We start from the raw sequence: 15,488 nt of genomic DNA, 5'->3' as shown, positions 1-15,488 counted from the left end.
TGCGACTTAGAACAGTCGGGGAATCGTGGTGCCGAGCGCGGCAATGAAGATGGCGTAGAAGGCCACGACCACCAGCACCGAATACAAGGCGGCAGAGCGCCAGCGCTCACCGCCCAGCCAGCGCATCCACACGAAGCACAGCAGCAGCGCGGGAATCTCGAAGCCGATCAGCGGCATGAGCACCACCATCAGGATCAGGGTGGCGAAACCAATGACGGTGTACCAGCTCATGGCACTGAACTTCTCCCCGTCCTGCCCGCCGCGCCTGCCCACGATGAGCTGCACCACGGCCATGACGGCGGCAATCAGCGTGACGATGAAGGGCCACATCCCGGCGCTGGGCGCCGCGGGGGTGCCCAGCCCCAGGCCAACGGACAGCGCCATGCCGGCGCAGCCCAGCGCGAGCACCACCAGGCTGGAGGCAAGGTTCGCCACCGGTCCGGCCGGTTCCGGGGCCTCGGCTTCCCACTGGGCGGCGAGTTCCTCCGGGGTCAGCGCCTCGGGCGACGAATCGTCCTCGGGCTGCACCGGGCCGGATTCCGCGCGGGGCGCGGCGGGCACCGGCGGGCGTTCAACGTGTTTGGCTTGCATGATGTCCTCCTGTGCTTGAAGTGTTCCGGATCAGCTGGCTGCCGGGAGGCTACTTGCCGGCCAGCGAGATGTCGTACTCATCGGTCAGTTCCTTGTACTTCGCGGCCAGCTCATTCCATTCGGCGGTGACTTCCTCGCCGGAAATCTCGTTCGGAGTCAGCATGTTCTTCTCGTTGAACGAGGTGTAGGTGTCCGTGGCTACCGCGTCCTTGATGGAGGCCACCAGCTTCTGCTTGGCGTCATCGCTCAGGCCCTTCGGGGCTGCGATGGCGCGGTACTGGGAGACCGGGACTTCATAGCCTGCCTCGATGGCGGTGGGCACATCGGGAAGGAACTCATTGCGCTCGGAGGAGAAGACCACGATCGGGGTGACGGTGCCGGCGTCGATCTGCGGCTTGGCTTCGCCCAGCTGCACTGTGGAGACCTGTACCTGGTCGCCCATGACGGCGGTCAGTGCCGGGGAACCCGAGTCGAATGGTACTGTGGTGCCTTCGATGCCCGCCTGGGCCAGGATCAGTTCCTGGGCCAGCTGCGAGCCGGTGCCCACGCCGGTAGTGCCGAAGGACAGCTTCTTGCCGCTGTTCTTGATGTCATCGAAGTTCTCCATCCCCGACTTGGTGCTGGCTACCATGACGTAGTCATCCTGACTCAGTCCCATGAGGACATCGAGGTCATCGAGCGAAACCGCCTCGTCCGCGGATACCGCCAGCGGGGTAATGGTGATCAACGAGGCGTTGAGCAGCACGAGGTTCTGCCCGTCCGGGGCCATGGCCGCCACTTCTTCGGTGGCCAGCGCGCCGTTGGCGCCCGGCTTGTTCACCACGGGCAGGGCCACGCCCAGGGAATCCGCCATGCCGTCCGCCGCGGCGCGCGCGATCAGGTCGGTGGAGCCGCCAGGCGCCTGGCCGACGGTCAGGGTGATGGGGCCGCTGGGGAATTCGGCGGAGGCCGAGCCCCCGCCGACGTTGCCGCCGCAGGCGGAAAGCGCTAGTACCGCGCCAGTGGCCGAGAGGGCGAGCAGCGAGCGGCGAGTCAAGCGATTTTTCATGGGAAGTTCTCCTGTGGTGTCGAGTGTGGGACCCCGGCCGAGGCCTCGAGTGAGACAGCTCACCTTGCTGGTCTTGGAGTCAAGCGTAGAAACTTGAAGTGATGCATGTCCAAGGTTGAATGTGCATAGAATGATTCCAGAAAGGTATCAAATGTTTACTCTGGACCAAGCACGCAGTTTCGTTGCCGTTGCCGAGGAATTGCACTTCGGCCGTGCCGCCGAGCGGCTGAACATGACCCAGCCGCCGCTGAGCCGGCAGATCCAGAAACTCGAGCGCACGGTCGGCGTGGAACTCCTCGAGCGCGACAACCGCCGCGTGGCCCTCACCGCGGCGGGCCATGCTTTCCTCCAGGATGCCCGCCGGCTGGTCGTGGCCGCCGAGCGTGCCCCGGACAATGCCCGCCGCATCGCCGCCGGCCAGCTGGGCGAGCTGCGCATCGGCTTCACCGCAGCCTCGGGCTTCAGCCTGCTCGGCCCGCTGCTGGGAGAAATCTCGGCGCAGATGCCGCAGGTGCACCTGGAGCTGTCGGAAATGGTGACCGGCGAGCAGGTCGACGCCCTGCTGGACGGCGACATCGATCTGGGCTTAGCCCGCCCGCCCTTCGACGAGAAGCTCTTCGAATCCGCACTGCTATTAACCGAGGGGCTCTACGTGGCAGTGCCCTCCGGCCACCGGCTGGCCCGGCTGCAGCGGGAGGTATTGTTCGATGACCTGCGCAATGAACCGCTGATCATGCACTCCCCCACCAAGGCCCGCTACTTCTACGACCTGGTGGTGCGCCGCGTCGACATCGAGCACAAGAACGTGCGCCATACCGTCAGCCAGGTGCTGACCATGCTCGCGCTGGTCTCCGCCGGGCGCGGTATTGCTTTCGTCCCGGAGAGTGCCAAGCTGCTGGGCGTGGGCGGGGTCAGCTACCTGCGGCTGGGCGAGGTTACCGACGATCCGGTGCAGCTGCACGCCATCTGGAGCAAGTCCTCGCGCAATCCGGCGCTGGAACGGGTGGTCTCGATCGTGCGCCACGCGCTGCACGCTGAATGATGCACAGTAGGTATCAAACAATACAAATATGGGCTTGGACAGGCATCATAGAGGGTTCCTAGGCTGAGGGTAATACCAATGCACCGCCCCCAGCTTTCCCGCCTCGCCTGAGGTGGGAACCAGTCAAAGGAACAAACCATGGCCCAGTACACCCCCGCCGAACTTGCCTCCAAGCTCAAGGACGGGTTGCTCTCCTTCCCGGTCACCGCATTCGACGCGAACCTGGAAATCGACGAGGCCGCGTACCGCAACCACCTGGCCTGGCAGTCCAGCTTCGATGTCGCGGGACTGTTCGCCGCCGGAGGCACCGGCGAAGGCTTCACGCTGACCCCGGCAGAGGCCTCGCGTGTGGTCCGCATGGCAGTGGAAGAAGCCGGCTCCAAGGTTCCGGTGCTGGCCTCGGCCGGCGGTTCGACCAAGCAGGCCATCCAGAATGCGCAAGACGCCGAGGCCGCAGGGGCCGAGGGCCTGCTGCTGCTGCCACCGTACCTGACCGAATGCGACCAGGAAGGGCTCTACCAGCACGCGTCGGCCATCTGCGCATCGACGACGACCGGCGTAATCGTCTACAACCGCGCCAACGCGATCTATTCGGCGGACACCGTGGCCCGGCTGGCCGATAACCACGAGAACTTCATCGGCTTCAAGGACGCGCTGGGCGACATCGAGCACCTGACCAAGGTGTACGCCAAGAACGGCGACCGCCTGTTCTACCTGGGCGGGCTGCCTACCGCGGAGACCTTCGCGCTGCCGCTGCTGCAGCTGGGCATGAGCACCTACTCCTCGGCCATGTACAACTTCGTTCCGGAATTCGCGCTGGACTTCTACAAGGATGTGCGCGCCCAGGACCTGAAGGCGGTCAACGAGAAGCTGAACCGCTTCGTGCTGCCGTACCTGGAAATCCGCGACCGCGTCAAGGGCTACGGCGTATCCATCGTCAAGGGCGGGCTGAAGGCCATCGGCCGCGACTCCGGCTCGGTGCGCCCGCCGCTGCAGGATCTGACCGAGCAGGACCTGGCGGACCTGTCCGCGCTGATCCAGCAGGCAGGCATCGTTCCCGCCGGCGCGAGCCTCTAACCAGCACTGGCACTTTACGACACACCAATCAGTCGACTCAGGAGCAATTCATGAGCACAACCACGCAGAACCTCACCGGCGAGTCCATCCTCGCCGGCGCCAGCACCGAAGGCAACGGACGCAAGGTCAACGGCTATAACCCGGCGACCAACGAGCGCCTGGAACCTGCCTACAGCCTCATCAATGAGCAGCAGCTGAAGCTGGCCACCGCTGCGGCGGCCGAGGCCTTCGAGTCCTTCCGTTCCTTGGAACCGTCGAAGCACGCAGAGTTCCTGGAAGCCATCGCGGAGAACATCGAGGCAGTGGGCGCCGAACTGGTCGCTCGCGCCATGGCCGAAACCGGCTTGCCCGAGGCGCGCCTGACCGGCGAGCGCGGACGCACCACCGGACAGCTGCGGCTGTTCGCGCAGGTGGTGCGCCAGGGCGACCAGCACGGCGTGCGCGTGGACCCGGCCCTGCCCGAGCGCACCCCAGCCCCGCGCGTGGACATCCGGCAGCGCAAGATCCCGGTGGGACCGGTCGCGGTGTTCGGCGCGTCGAACTTCCCGCTGGCGTTCTCCACCGCAGGCGGCGACACCGCCAGCGCACTGGCTGCCGGCTGCCCGGTGGTCTTCAAGGCCCACAATGCGCACCCCGGAACCAGCGAGATTGTTGGCCATGCCATCAGCAAGGCCGTCGCCGACTTCGGGCTGCACCCGGGAGTCTTCTCACTGGTTTATGGCCCCGGCGCGTCGATCGGCCAAGCCCTGGTGAAGGATCCGGCCATCAAGGCCGTGGGCTTCACCGGCTCGCGGGCCGGCGGCACCGCCCTGATGGCCGCCGCGGCCGCGCGACCGGAACCCATCCCGGTGTATGCCGAGATGAGCTCCATCAACCCGGTGATCTTCTTCGAGGGAGCATTGGCTCAGGATCCCGTTGCGCAGGCCAAGGCCTACTTGGCTTCTGTTGTCGGTTCTTCCGGGCAGCTGTGCACCGCACCGGGACTCGTCTTTGTTCCCACCGGAGCTGCCGGCGACGCATTCGCCCGCGCCGTCAGCGGCCAGGCACCGGAAACTTCCGGGCAGACGATGCTCACCGAGGGAATCTACAATTCCTGGACCGCTGGTGTCCAAGCGCTCGGCAGCCAGGACGGTGTCGAACTGCTGGGCCGTGGCACCGAAGGGGCAACCGAGAACGCTCCGGCACCAGCCATCTACACCGCTGGAGTGGAGCAGCTGCTGGCCAACCCGGTGCTGCAAGACGAAATCTTCGGAGCCGCCTCGCTGGTGATTCGCTACGCCGATGCCGCACAGCTGCAAACCGCGCTGGGCCGGCTGGAAGGCCAGCTCACCGCCACCTTGCAGCTGGACGATTCGGATCACGAAGCCGCAGGGCAGATCATCGGGACGCTGGAAACCAAGGTCGGGCGCATCCTGGTCAACGGATGGCCAACCGGTGTGGAAGTGGGCCACGCGATGGTGCACGGAGGTCCATTCCCGGCAACGTCCGACCCGCGGACCACCTCGGTGGGCACCCTGGCCATCGAGCGCTTCCTGCGCCCGATCGCCTACCAGAACTTCCCGGACGCGCTTTTGCCCAAGCCCATCGCGGAAGACAATCCGTGGAAGTTGACCCGCCGGATTGACGGCGTCCTGCAGGCGAAAGGCGAATAATCCATGACTTCCCAGCCCACCATTGCCTCGGTGAAGGTCATCCCGGTCGCCGGGCATGACTCCATGCTGCTGAACCTCTCCGGGGCGCACGGGCCGTTCTTCACGCGCAATATCGCTATCATCACTGACTCCGAAGGCCGCACTGGCCTCGGCGAGGTACCTGGCGGCGAAGCGATCCGTTCGACCATAGAGGAGGCCGGCACACTGATTACCGGCGCCCCTGTGGCGACTTACCGTTCGCTGCTGCGCCAGGTGGCAGCCCGCTTCGCAGACCTCGATTCCGGCGGACGCGGTGCACAGACCTTCGATTTGCGCACCACCGTGCACGCAGTCACCGCACTTGAGTCTGCACTGCTGGATTTGCACGGCCAGTTCCTCGGAGTGCCGGCGGCCGAATTGCTCGGCGATGGGCAGCAGCGCGACGCGGTTCCGATGCTCGGTTACCTGTTCTACGTGGGCAACCCGGATACGACGGATCTGCCGTATCTGCGCGAACCGCAGGGCAACGACGATTGGGAGCGCTTGCGCCGCGAGGAAGCCATGACGCCAGAAGCCGTGGTGCGCCTGGCCGAGGCGGCGCAGGCACGTTACGGGTTCAAGGATTTCAAGCTGAAGGGCGGCGTCCAGGACGGGGACTCCGAGGTCGATGCTGTCATCGCTTTGAAGGAACGCTTCCCCGAAGCCCGGATCACGCTTGACCCCAATGGCGGCTGGCTGCTCGAAGATGCTATCCGGCTTGGCAAGCGCATGCGTGGAGTGGTGGCCTATGCCGAGGATCCGTGCGGCCCTGAGGGCCGCTTCTCGGGCCGCGAGGTCATAAGCGAATTCCGCAGGGCGACCGGTCTGCAGACCGCCACGAACATGATTGCGACTGACTGGCGAGAAATGGCGCACGCGGTGCGCACCAATGCGGTAGACATCCCCCTGGCAGATCCGCATTTCTGGACCATGTCCGGTTCAGTGCGCGTTGCCCAGCTGTGCAACGAGTTCGGACTGACTTGGGGGTCGCACTCGAACAACCACTTCGACATTTCGCTGGCGATGTTCACCCAGGTCGGCGCCGCTGCTCCGGGCGAGATCACGGCACTCGATACCCACTGGATCTGGCAGGATGGACAGGGCCTGACCGAGGAACCATTGGTGATTCGGGACGGAGAGATCAAGGTTCCGCAGCGGTCCGGCTTGGGTGTCAGCCTGGACATGGATCGGGTCGCCCAAGCCCACGAACTGTACCTGGAACATGGGTTGGGCTCGCGTGACGACTCGGTGTCCATGCAATACCTGATTCCCGGCTGGACCTTCGATTCGAAGAGTCCCGCGCTGGTTCGCTGATGGGCTGCCAGGGAATCTGAATAATGCACCGTGGACGGTAGAGGGAGCATTCGCACCCTCGCCGTCCACGGCTTCGAGAAGCCCCGGAGCTGGGAACACCAGTACCGGGCGGGAAAGGCAATATGCAAGGAGTTCTACAGGGATTCTCCGTTGTCTTGATCCTCATCGGCATCGGCCTGCTGACGTCGGTCGCGCTGCCGCGACAACGCGCGGCCATTGCCCAGGGGCTGACCCCGCTCATCTTCTACATCACCAACCCCGCCCTGATGTTCACTCTGCTTGCCAGCACCGATCTGCATGCGGTGGTTGGTGTATTCACCCCGATAGCCTTGATGGTTGCCGTGCTGACCGGCTCCGCTTATGCCTTGGTCGCGCGGCTGGCCTTCAAGACTCCAGCTCATCGGCTGCCCGTTGCGGCCATGTCCACGAGTTATGTGAATGCTGGAAATATCGGTGTGCCGCTGGCCCTTTATGCGGTGGGCAGCACCAGTCCCGTAGTGTCGGTGCTCATCGCGCAGTTGCTGATCATCGCTCCCGTCTACCTGTGCATGTTCGCGGTGCTCTCCCGCGCCAAGTCCGGTGGCGCGGATAGCCTGCCCGGTGCGAAAATGATCCTCAAGCCCATCGCCAACCCTGTCACTATTGCGACCTTCCTCGGTGCGGTGTTCTCCTTCTTTGGCCTGGCACTGCCCGAAGTCATTCATGCGCCAGTGCAAATGATTGGCGACGCATCCATCCCCCTGTTGCTGATGTCCTTTGGAATGGCGCTATACGGCCAGCGTCCATTGTCAGATAAGAACCTGCGCGGCGAAATCTATCTGGCGACCGCGTTCAAGGTGTTCTTCATGCCTTTGCTCGCCTGGCTCGTTGCCCGCTTCGTTTTCGGCCTATCCGGAATCGAACTTCTCGGAGTAGTGATCATGGCGGCGCTTCCAACCGCGCAAAACGTCTTGCTGTTTGCCCAGCAATTCAAGTTGCCCGTCGCCGTGCCGCGCGAAGTGGTGCTGGCAAGCACCCTGCTGACCTTTCCCAGTGTGCTGGTCATTGCCTTCTTGCTGGGCTAGATACGTGCAGCACCGGTATTCGCGCCGGTGGGCATCTTGGGCCTGCCGAAGCAATCCGTTGCCAGCTGTCTCCCGAACGGTAACTCGGCGGAACTGATGGGCTGGCCAAGCGTCCAGCCGATGAGCTGGCAACCAAGGCGCTATCAGCCATCGCACGGTGCCGAATCCGGAGGGACGCCATTTATTCAATGAATTAGCCAAGATACCTAGCACGCTTGGACCAAGGCTTCGACGCCAGGAGAGCTGGATCCCGGAATGTACTTCTAGCGTGAAACAACTTTGGAAAGATAGCGTTCGCTATGCAAATAATTATGTGTTTTCCATGGTCAGTGCGGATCTGAAAATTTCGAACTCCCCAAACATGCAGATAACCATCATTCATTTTTCGAATCTGCGAGTCCGCCGGGATAGTTCCACAGAAATATGTGAAACACCTTTTTAGTACATGAGCGAATATAAAAGATTTATTTGAGAAGTACTTCCTTTAGGAGTTGCCGAGCAGTTACGCTCCTACCGGCACACACCACATCGATTGATCACCGACCTTTGTGCGCCCAAAAACCCTACAAGGAGAACATCAATGGCACGTTTTTCTACCCCTCTTCGGAGAACCCTGGCCGTCTCCGCGGCCGTAGTGATCGGCATGAGCGGCTTCGGCGCTGGCGCCTTGCCAGCTACCGCCTCCCCCGTATCGGCTCCCGCTGAAAAGTCCCTCCCCAAGGCAAATGGCGAAGACAAGGTCAAGATCGGTTCGGTTCAATCAGGCGAGGCCTACGACCAGTTCATCGTCACCTACAAGGCTTCAGCCACGCAGACGGGCAAGTCCTCCCGCGCCAAGGCCTGGGGCAAAGCAGCCAAGGCAGCAGGCGTTACCGTCAAGGAAATGCGAGCCATGGCCACCGGCAGCTTCGTGGTGAAGGCCGACAAGAAACTCAAGGGCAAAGGCGCCAAGGAGTTCATGGCCGATATTGCGCAGTCTGGTCTCGTGGAATCGGTGGAACCCGATGCCATTATGAAGATTTCCATGACGCCTAACGACACCCGGTACGGCGAGCAGTGGCACTACAGCGGCACCAACGGGATGCGCTTGCCTTCGGCCTGGGACATCGCCACCGGCGAGGGCAGCATCGTCGCTGTCCTGGATACCGGCATCACCTCGCACTCGGACCTGAACGCCAACATCGTTTCCGGCTACGACTTCGTCTCCAGCTCTACCTCGGCCCGCGACGGCAACGGCCGCGACGCGAACCCCCAGGATGAGGGCGACTGGTAGGCCGCCGGCGAATGCGGCGGCAGCTACTCGGGCAATTCCTCTTGGCACGGCACCCACGTGGCCGGCACCGTAGCCGCAGTCACCAACAACTCCAGCGGCGTGGCCGGAGTTGCCCCGGATGCCAAGATCCAGCCGGTCCGCGTCCTGGCCAAGTGCGGCGGCAGCCTGTCCGATATCGCCGATGCCATCATTTGGGCTTCGGGCGGTTCGGTCCCGGGAATTGCCAATAACCCAACCCCGGCAGACACCATCAACATGTCCCTGGGCGGTGGCGGCGCTTGCGGAACTACCTACCAGGCGGCCATCAACGCCGCGGTTTCGCGCGGCACCTCGGTGGTAGTTGCCGCCGGCAACGAAAGCCAGAACGCTTCGAATTCCCGCCCGGCCAACTGCGAAAACGTCATTACCGTAGCGGCAAGCAACCCTTCGGGCGCTCCGTCGTACTACACGAACTACGGCTCGGCCGTTGACGTCACCGCACCTGGTGGCGACACCCGCTACGCCGGCCAAGGCGTGCTGTCCACCATCAATACCGGCACCACTACTCCATCCAGCCAGGGCTATGCCTTCTACCAGGGCACTTCCATGGCCACCCCGCACGTAGCGGGCATGGTCGCACTGATGAAGTCGGCAGACCCTGGGATGTCCCCCGCCTCCGTGGAAACTGCGTTGAAGCAGGGCACCCGCGCGATGCCAGGCGGTTGCAGCATCGGTTGCGGCGCCGGACTGGTGGATGCCGCCAAGATCATGAATGCCCTGGACGGCAGCAACCCAACACCAACCCCGGAGCCAACTCCGGATCCGGAGCCAAGCGGCAACCTGCTGAAAAATGCAGGTTTCGAGAACGGGGCGGATTACTGGACCGCCAACCGCGCCGACACCTTCGAGTCCGGCTCGGCAGCCCGCTCCGGCAGCGGATTAGCTGGGCTCAATGGTTGGGGCAATTCCAACACCTACACCCTGGACCAGAAGGTCGCCATCCCGGCAGATGCCACCAATGCGCAGCTGGAGTTCTACCTGCATGTGCTGACCAATGAAACTACTGCCTATAGCCAGTACGACAAGCTGACCGTACAGGTTCTGGACGGCTACGGAACCTACAACATGGGCACCTGGTCGAACTTGGATGCCGGCTCGTCCTACGAACTGCAGGCCGTTGACCTGAACAACTTCCGCGGTAAGACCGTTACTTTGCGTTTCAAGGGCGTGGAAGACAGCTCGCAGGCTACCTTGTTCCGCATTGATGATGCATCGGTAGCCGCCAGCTAGAGGATCGACCAGAAAAGTCCACTATTACCTGCGCAAGCGCGGCACCAATCGGTGCCGCGCTTGCTGCGGGAAAGATAGGGATATCGCCTAGCTCAAGGTCCAGGAGCGCTTGGACAGGCCGTACCAGAAACCGTCAATTGCCGTCTTGGCATCAATTCCACCCGAGGCGTATGCCGCACCCAGCGCAACGTACAGCGGAGCCCAATGCTCCGAGCGCGGGTGCGCTTCGCGGGCCGCCGGGGCCTTGTGCAGGAAGTCGAGGATGGAGTCCACATCCCCGCGGGCCATTGCCTCCTCGGCCCAGTGGTCGAACTCGCTGGAGGCCGATGGCGGCGCCGAATCCGGCCCGCCGGCTGGGTTGAACCAGCGCAAGTTGTGGGTGGTGAATCCGGAGCCAACGATCAAGGTTCCCCGCTCGCGCAAGGGTGCCAAGCTCTTGCCCAGATCAAAGAGTCCTGCAGGATCCAGTGTTGGCATGGACATCTGCACCACCGGTACATCCGCATCCGGGAACATTTCCTTCAGCGGCACGTAGGCGCCATGGTCCAGTCCACGCGTCTCGTCGCGCTCCACGTGATGGCCATAGGCCGAGGTCAGCCGTTCGACTTCATTGGCCAGCCCGGGCGCCATTGGCGCGTCGTAGCGAACGTCGTAGTACTTCTGGTCGAAGCCCCAGAAGTCGTAGACCAATTCGTTCTTCTGCTGGGTAGCACTCAGCGTCACCGGCGCATTTTCCCAGTGCGCGGAGATCATCAGAATATCTTTCGGCTTCTCGAAAGTGCCGGACCAGCTAGCCAGCTCCTGGGTCCAGCGCTGGTCGTCGGCCAGTGGCGGTGCGCCATGGCTAAGGAACAAGACGGGAGGGGTATCGGATAGCTGATTCATGATTAAAAACTACCAACCATTAGTTGAAGCGTCAAGCTTTATTTTCATGAATCCCGATATCTAATTCATGCAAGACCCTCAATGCTCTCCAAGAGGCCCGTGGACAGTGCGGACAGATTCGCCGCACCACGTTGGGTCCAACGCCAGCGGCAACGGAGGCCATGGCTTTCTTGCTCTGCTTCTGAGCGGCGGCGGAAATCTATTGCTTCTCTAATCACGAATGCAATTGGCAAGTCGTTCCTAAGCTGCGCCGGAGAAGTGGAACTGTACGGCTTTGCAGGCATCAGGCGTTGCCTGGCCAGTCTTTTCCAAGCCATTAATTACGCTCAGCTGGGGATTCGCAGTACGTTCAACACTTCGGCTTCGAACGGCTGCGGTTTCCAATATCAGACTTATTGACCATTAATCTTTAGAATGGTTTGTATGCAAGAAGAAGAACTGATGCAGACGGTCGAAGAAGAATTCACCGCCATCTTATTGCGCGCCCGCCAGATGCTGATCCGTCGCGCCAAGATCATCCACCCGGACCTGCAGGATCCGGGGTACCGCTTGCTTGCAGTGGTCATCCGTGATGAAGCCCAGCAACAGGGAGCACTCGCAGAAAAACTGCGTCTGGACAAGGCGACTATTTCCCGCCTCGTGCAGCACCTCGAGTCTCTGGAACTTGTCACCCGCACCCAGGATCCTTCCGATGGCCGGGCCCAGCTGGTCTCGGCAACAGAAATCGCCAAGGAAAAATGGCGCTCCAGCGGTAACACGCTGCGTGAGGAACTGCGCCGCCAGCTCAAGGAATGGGAAGCCTCCGAACTGAAGAATTTTGGAGATCTCCTGCACCGCCTCAACGACAGCTTTGAACAGATTCTCTAGTTCCCGATCTTCAGCTGAAGCCTTGGAGACCTTCTGGTTTCCAAGGCTTCAGCTTTTTAGGCTCACTCCATCAGCGCCAGGAAATCATCGGCGCTTAACGCCGCACTCTGCGCGGCTTGGGCAGTCTCTCCCAGGACATCATTGAACAGCTGCGTCTTCTTGGCCTGCAGCGCGAGCACCTTGGATTCGATGGTGTCCTTTGCCACCAAGCGGTACACATAGACCGGACGAGTTTGCCCAATGCGGTGGGCCCGGTCAATAGCCTGGGCTTCGGCCTGCGGGTTCCACCATGGGTCCAGCAAGATGCAGTAGTCGGCGGAAGTGAGGTTAATGCCGAAGCCGCCGGACTTCAGCGAGATGAAGAAGACCGGGAAATCTCCCTCGCTGAAACCGTCAATCAGTTCCTTGCGCTTTGGGCCAGTGGTGGACCCATCAAGGTATCCGTGCTCAATGCCCAGCTCTTCAGCGACGTCGCGTGCCTTGGCCAAGAAACTGGTGAATTGGCTGAAGACCAGAATCTTATGCCCTTCAGAAACCGCGTCCCCCATGAGTTCGCGCAGCATTTCAAGCTTCGCGCTCGGGGCATCGCCCTCGCCTACCAGGGACGGATCCAAGGCCAGCTGGCGCAGCAAGGTCAGCGATTGGAGAATCTGGAAACGATTCGAATCAACGTCGTCAACCAGGCCCAGGACTTCTTGCCGCACGCGCTGGAAGCGGCGGTCATAGGCTTTGCGGTGCCCCGGCTCCAGTTCGACTTCCAGCACCTGCTCGGTCTTCGCCGGCAACTCTGGAACGACCTGTTCCTTGGTACGGCGCAGCACGAACGGACGCAGTCGGCTCTTCAGGCGCTCCAGGCGCTCCTGGTCTCCGTCGGCAATGGGTTTCTGGTAGTTGTCCTTGAAGGACTTCGCACCGCCCAGCAGGCCTGGTGCAGCCAGTGAGACCAACGCCCACAGTTCCATCAGGTTGTTTTCCATGGGTGTGCCAGTGACCACGAATTTGCACGGCACTGGCAGCTGCCGGGCCTGCTTGTAGCCTTTGGAGGCATGGTTCTTCAGTTGCTGGGCCTCGTCCATGATCATGACGTTGAATCCGGCGGCTTCAAAATCCTCATAGGCCAGGCGGAAGATCGTGTAGCTGGTAACTACCAATTGGGCGTCACCGATCTGCGACGCCATGCTTTGGCCGCTCATTCTAGCTGTTGAAGTGATGCCGGTGACTCTCATCTGCGGCGCAAATCGCTGCGCCTCATTGATCCAGTTGCCCACCACCGAGGTAGGAGCCAGCACCAGGAATTTCTGGGCAGGATCCTCGACGCGCGCTTGTTCAAGGCAAGCCAGCAGCTGGACGGTCTTGCCCAGACCCATATCGTCGGCAAGGACGCCGCCGAGATCATGGGTACGCAAGAAGTTGAGCCAGGATAGGCCGTGGCCCTGATACGGGCGCAGTTCAGCGTTGAACGTTTCCGCTAGCTGGACCGGCTGCATTTCTTCACCGCTTTGCAGCGCCTTCATGGTCTGCAGCCACTGGTTGTGCTGGGCTTCGATAATGCCCAGATCCACCAGTTCTTGCCACCAGTCGATGCTCAACTTATGGATGCGGATCGTATCGCCCTGCACCGTGCCCAGCTCCCCGGCCTCTGATATCAGCTGGCGCAGCTGCGTGAAATCTGCACCATCAATCGGGATCACCGTAAGGTCATCGAGGACGAGATACTCATCTTGCTTGGTCAAGGCCTCCAGCAGCAGTGGGAACGGGACCTTGGTCTCGTCCAGGAGCACTTCCACAGACAAGTCGAACCAGTCCCCCGTGCTTTCGCCGGCTTCGACACTGACAGCGGCCGGCGCGTGGCTGATCCGGTACTTCGGCAGCCTGTTCTGCTCTTCAACGACCACATCGGGATGCTCTGCCAAGAGCGGCAATGCGTAGACCAAGAAATCGATGGATTCGGAGGTGCTGAATTCCTTCGGCGGGAAGATTCCTGAAGAGGTCAGTTGCCCCAAGGAAGCCTGCGCGCCGAGCTTGTCCTGCACCGAAGCAGCAATTTCCTTTTCCACGGCATACTGGCGGGGGCCCGCGGAGGCGTACTCCCAGGAATAGCTCACGGTCAGCGGAGTTCGGATGCTCTCCAGGGACAGCTTGAGGCTGGGGCGTGCTGGAACAGGGATGCTGTAGCTGTCATCCTCGCTCTTCAACGGTGCCATCAGGCGCAATCGGTCCAGGTGCTGGCGCTCGAAAAGCTCAACGCCTTCCTGCGGGATGGATTGCGCACCGGATTCAATAAATGTGGCCAGTTCCTTCGTGACCGGTTCAGCGAACCGGGCCAAACCGATTTCCCTGGCCTTCGGCAAGGGGCTGGACGCGTAAGCCAACAAGGTCGGCGGCGTGCCTATGGGCAAGAGGTAGACGTGCTCTTCGCTCGGCCCGCGCAGCTTCCCTTCCATGCTCAGGCCATGTTCACCGCGACGCACATCCACGTGTGCCATGGCTGGTTGCTCGCTGAACTCCACCGGGGCCTTGGCCGTAGAACCGCCGTTGACGATCTGCACTCCAGCTTCACGCAGGGCTTCGAACGCATCCAGCAGGTCCTGGCCTGGAAGATCCATCAAGGAGATCCACTCCTTGGGATCCCACGAATGGCGATAAGTATCTTGTTCAACGTGTTCACGCAACCGGTCCAGTTCAACGACCGCACGACGCTGCTTCTTGGAGAACCGCGTATCAAAAGCGACATTGCGCCAGCTGATCCCGGTTTGGATCCAGGGGCTCTTGGTGCCCTGGCGGGCCGGGCGTGCCTGCAAGGTCAGCGCGTCCTCGCCGCCATAACGCGGTTCGCTGACCACTTTCAGGATCAATCCCAGCGGTTCTTCGGCAACCAGCGGCTCATCGGAAATGACTGGAAGCAGACGGTCAAGGGTGCGTTCCCACTGCGGCTTGCTATTGCGTTTCCATGCGTGGGGATCCACCCCGGAGTCGGAGACGAAGAAGCCCTGGTCTTCTTCGGTGGTGACCTCAATGAGCAAGGCGGCGACGTCTTCACAGGACTGAACCCCCGGATGCTTGCCGCAGAAGCTGGTGAAGCTGATATTGCCCGCGGTGATTTCCAATTGGGCCATCACCGATTCGCGCAGCACCACACCGGAGATGCGGGTAGATCCCGGGCGCATTACCCGGTTGGCGATCTGCACTTTTCCGGAATCACACAGGAATTGGCCCAGGTTGTATTCGGATTCGGTCACCAAGGTCTGGGCCGCAGAAAGTGTCAGCTGGAATTCCATACTCGCCGTTCATTGTTCGTGCAGTGGGCGCCCGAGAGCTAGATTCCATCTTAGCGAGCCGGAAAGCAAGATGCCCGGTGACGAAAAGTTACTTCTGCCCTTTACCCGCG

General features: G+C 61.8%; 11 protein-coding genes and 1 pseudogene. 8 read left to right on the top strand and 4 right to left on the bottom strand.

All coding sequences use genetic code 11. The annotated features are described in order from the left end of the window. Positions 1–6: 6 nt before the first annotated feature. Together ACIOJF_RS10405 and ACIOJF_RS10400 are read right to left on the bottom strand one after the other, a co-directional pair. Positions 7–591, bottom strand: coding sequence for a tripartite tricarboxylate transporter TctB family protein (locus ACIOJF_RS10405; RefSeq protein ID WP_105656284.1), 585 nt, complete (start codon positions 589–591; stop codon positions 7–9). 49 nt (positions 592–640) lie between these two features. Then, the gene (locus ACIOJF_RS10400) at positions 641–1,639 is read right to left on the bottom strand and encodes a tripartite tricarboxylate transporter substrate binding protein (protein WP_105661987.1); all 999 of its coding nucleotides are present in this window, start codon (positions 1,637–1,639) and stop codon (positions 641–643) included. 151 nt (positions 1,640–1,790) lie between these two features. On the opposite strand from ACIOJF_RS10400, the gene ACIOJF_RS10395 reads away from it, so the two are divergent. The 7 genes and pseudogenes from ACIOJF_RS10395 to ACIOJF_RS10365 all read left to right on the top strand — a co-directional run. Further along, entirely contained in the window at positions 1,791–2,681 is an 891-nt protein-coding gene (locus ACIOJF_RS10395; protein WP_105656282.1) for a LysR family transcriptional regulator, read from the top strand. A 138-nt stretch (positions 2,682–2,819) separates the two neighbouring features. After that, the gene (gene kdgD / locus ACIOJF_RS10390; RefSeq protein WP_105656281.1) at positions 2,820–3,758 is read left to right on the top strand and encodes a 5-dehydro-4-deoxyglucarate dehydratase; all 939 of its coding nucleotides are present in this window, start codon (positions 2,820–2,822) and stop codon (positions 3,756–3,758) included. Positions 3,759–3,808: 50 nt separating this feature from the next. Further along, positions 3,809–5,410, top strand: a complete 1,602-nt coding sequence (locus tag ACIOJF_RS10385; RefSeq protein WP_105661988.1) for an aldehyde dehydrogenase (NADP(+)) — start codon at positions 3,809–3,811, stop codon at positions 5,408–5,410. A 3-nt stretch (positions 5,411–5,413) separates the two neighbouring features. Continuing rightward, positions 5,414–6,742 carry an enolase C-terminal domain-like protein gene (locus ACIOJF_RS10380; protein ID WP_402696925.1) on the top strand — a complete coding sequence of 443 codons (1,329 nt, stop codon included), beginning with the start codon at positions 5,414–5,416 and terminating at the stop codon, positions 6,740–6,742. A gap of 122 nt (positions 6,743–6,864) precedes the next feature. After that, entirely contained in the window at positions 6,865–7,806 is a 942-nt protein-coding gene (locus tag ACIOJF_RS10375) for an AEC family transporter (RefSeq protein WP_402735124.1), read from the top strand. 580 nt (positions 7,807–8,386) lie between these two features. Further along, positions 8,387–9,079 carry a hypothetical protein gene (locus tag ACIOJF_RS10370; RefSeq protein WP_402741616.1) on the top strand — a complete coding sequence of 231 codons (693 nt, stop codon included), beginning with the start codon at positions 8,387–8,389 and terminating at the stop codon, positions 9,077–9,079. Positions 9,080–9,124: 45 nt separating this feature from the next. Next, positions 9,125–10,348, top strand: a pseudogene (locus ACIOJF_RS10365) (S8 family serine peptidase); the annotation flags it as partial. A gap of 87 nt (positions 10,349–10,435) precedes the next feature. Here the strand turns inward: ACIOJF_RS10365 and ACIOJF_RS10360 are convergent. Continuing rightward, positions 10,436–11,233 carry a dioxygenase gene (locus tag ACIOJF_RS10360; protein ID WP_133834030.1) on the bottom strand — a complete coding sequence of 266 codons (798 nt, stop codon included), beginning with the start codon at positions 11,231–11,233 and terminating at the stop codon, positions 10,436–10,438. Between the two features lie 423 nt (positions 11,234–11,656). Here ACIOJF_RS10360 and ACIOJF_RS10355 point away from each other — a divergent pair, with 423 nt between their 5' ends. Continuing rightward, positions 11,657–12,100, top strand: coding sequence for a MarR family winged helix-turn-helix transcriptional regulator (locus ACIOJF_RS10355; protein ID WP_166650777.1), 444 nt, complete (start codon positions 11,657–11,659; stop codon positions 12,098–12,100). 62 nt (positions 12,101–12,162) lie between these two features. On the opposite strand, the gene ACIOJF_RS10350 is transcribed toward ACIOJF_RS10355, so the two are convergent. Continuing rightward, positions 12,163–15,378, bottom strand: coding sequence for a DEAD/DEAH box helicase (locus ACIOJF_RS10350; RefSeq protein ID WP_133834032.1), 3,216 nt, complete (start codon positions 15,376–15,378; stop codon positions 12,163–12,165). Positions 15,379–15,488: the final 110 nt, after the last annotated feature.

Source organism: Glutamicibacter sp. NPDC087831 (assembly GCF_044742845.1).
In the GTDB taxonomy this organism is placed as follows: Bacteria; Actinomycetota; Actinomycetes; order Actinomycetales; family Micrococcaceae; genus Glutamicibacter.
This window is presented reverse-complemented; position numbering and strand designations above follow the sequence as displayed.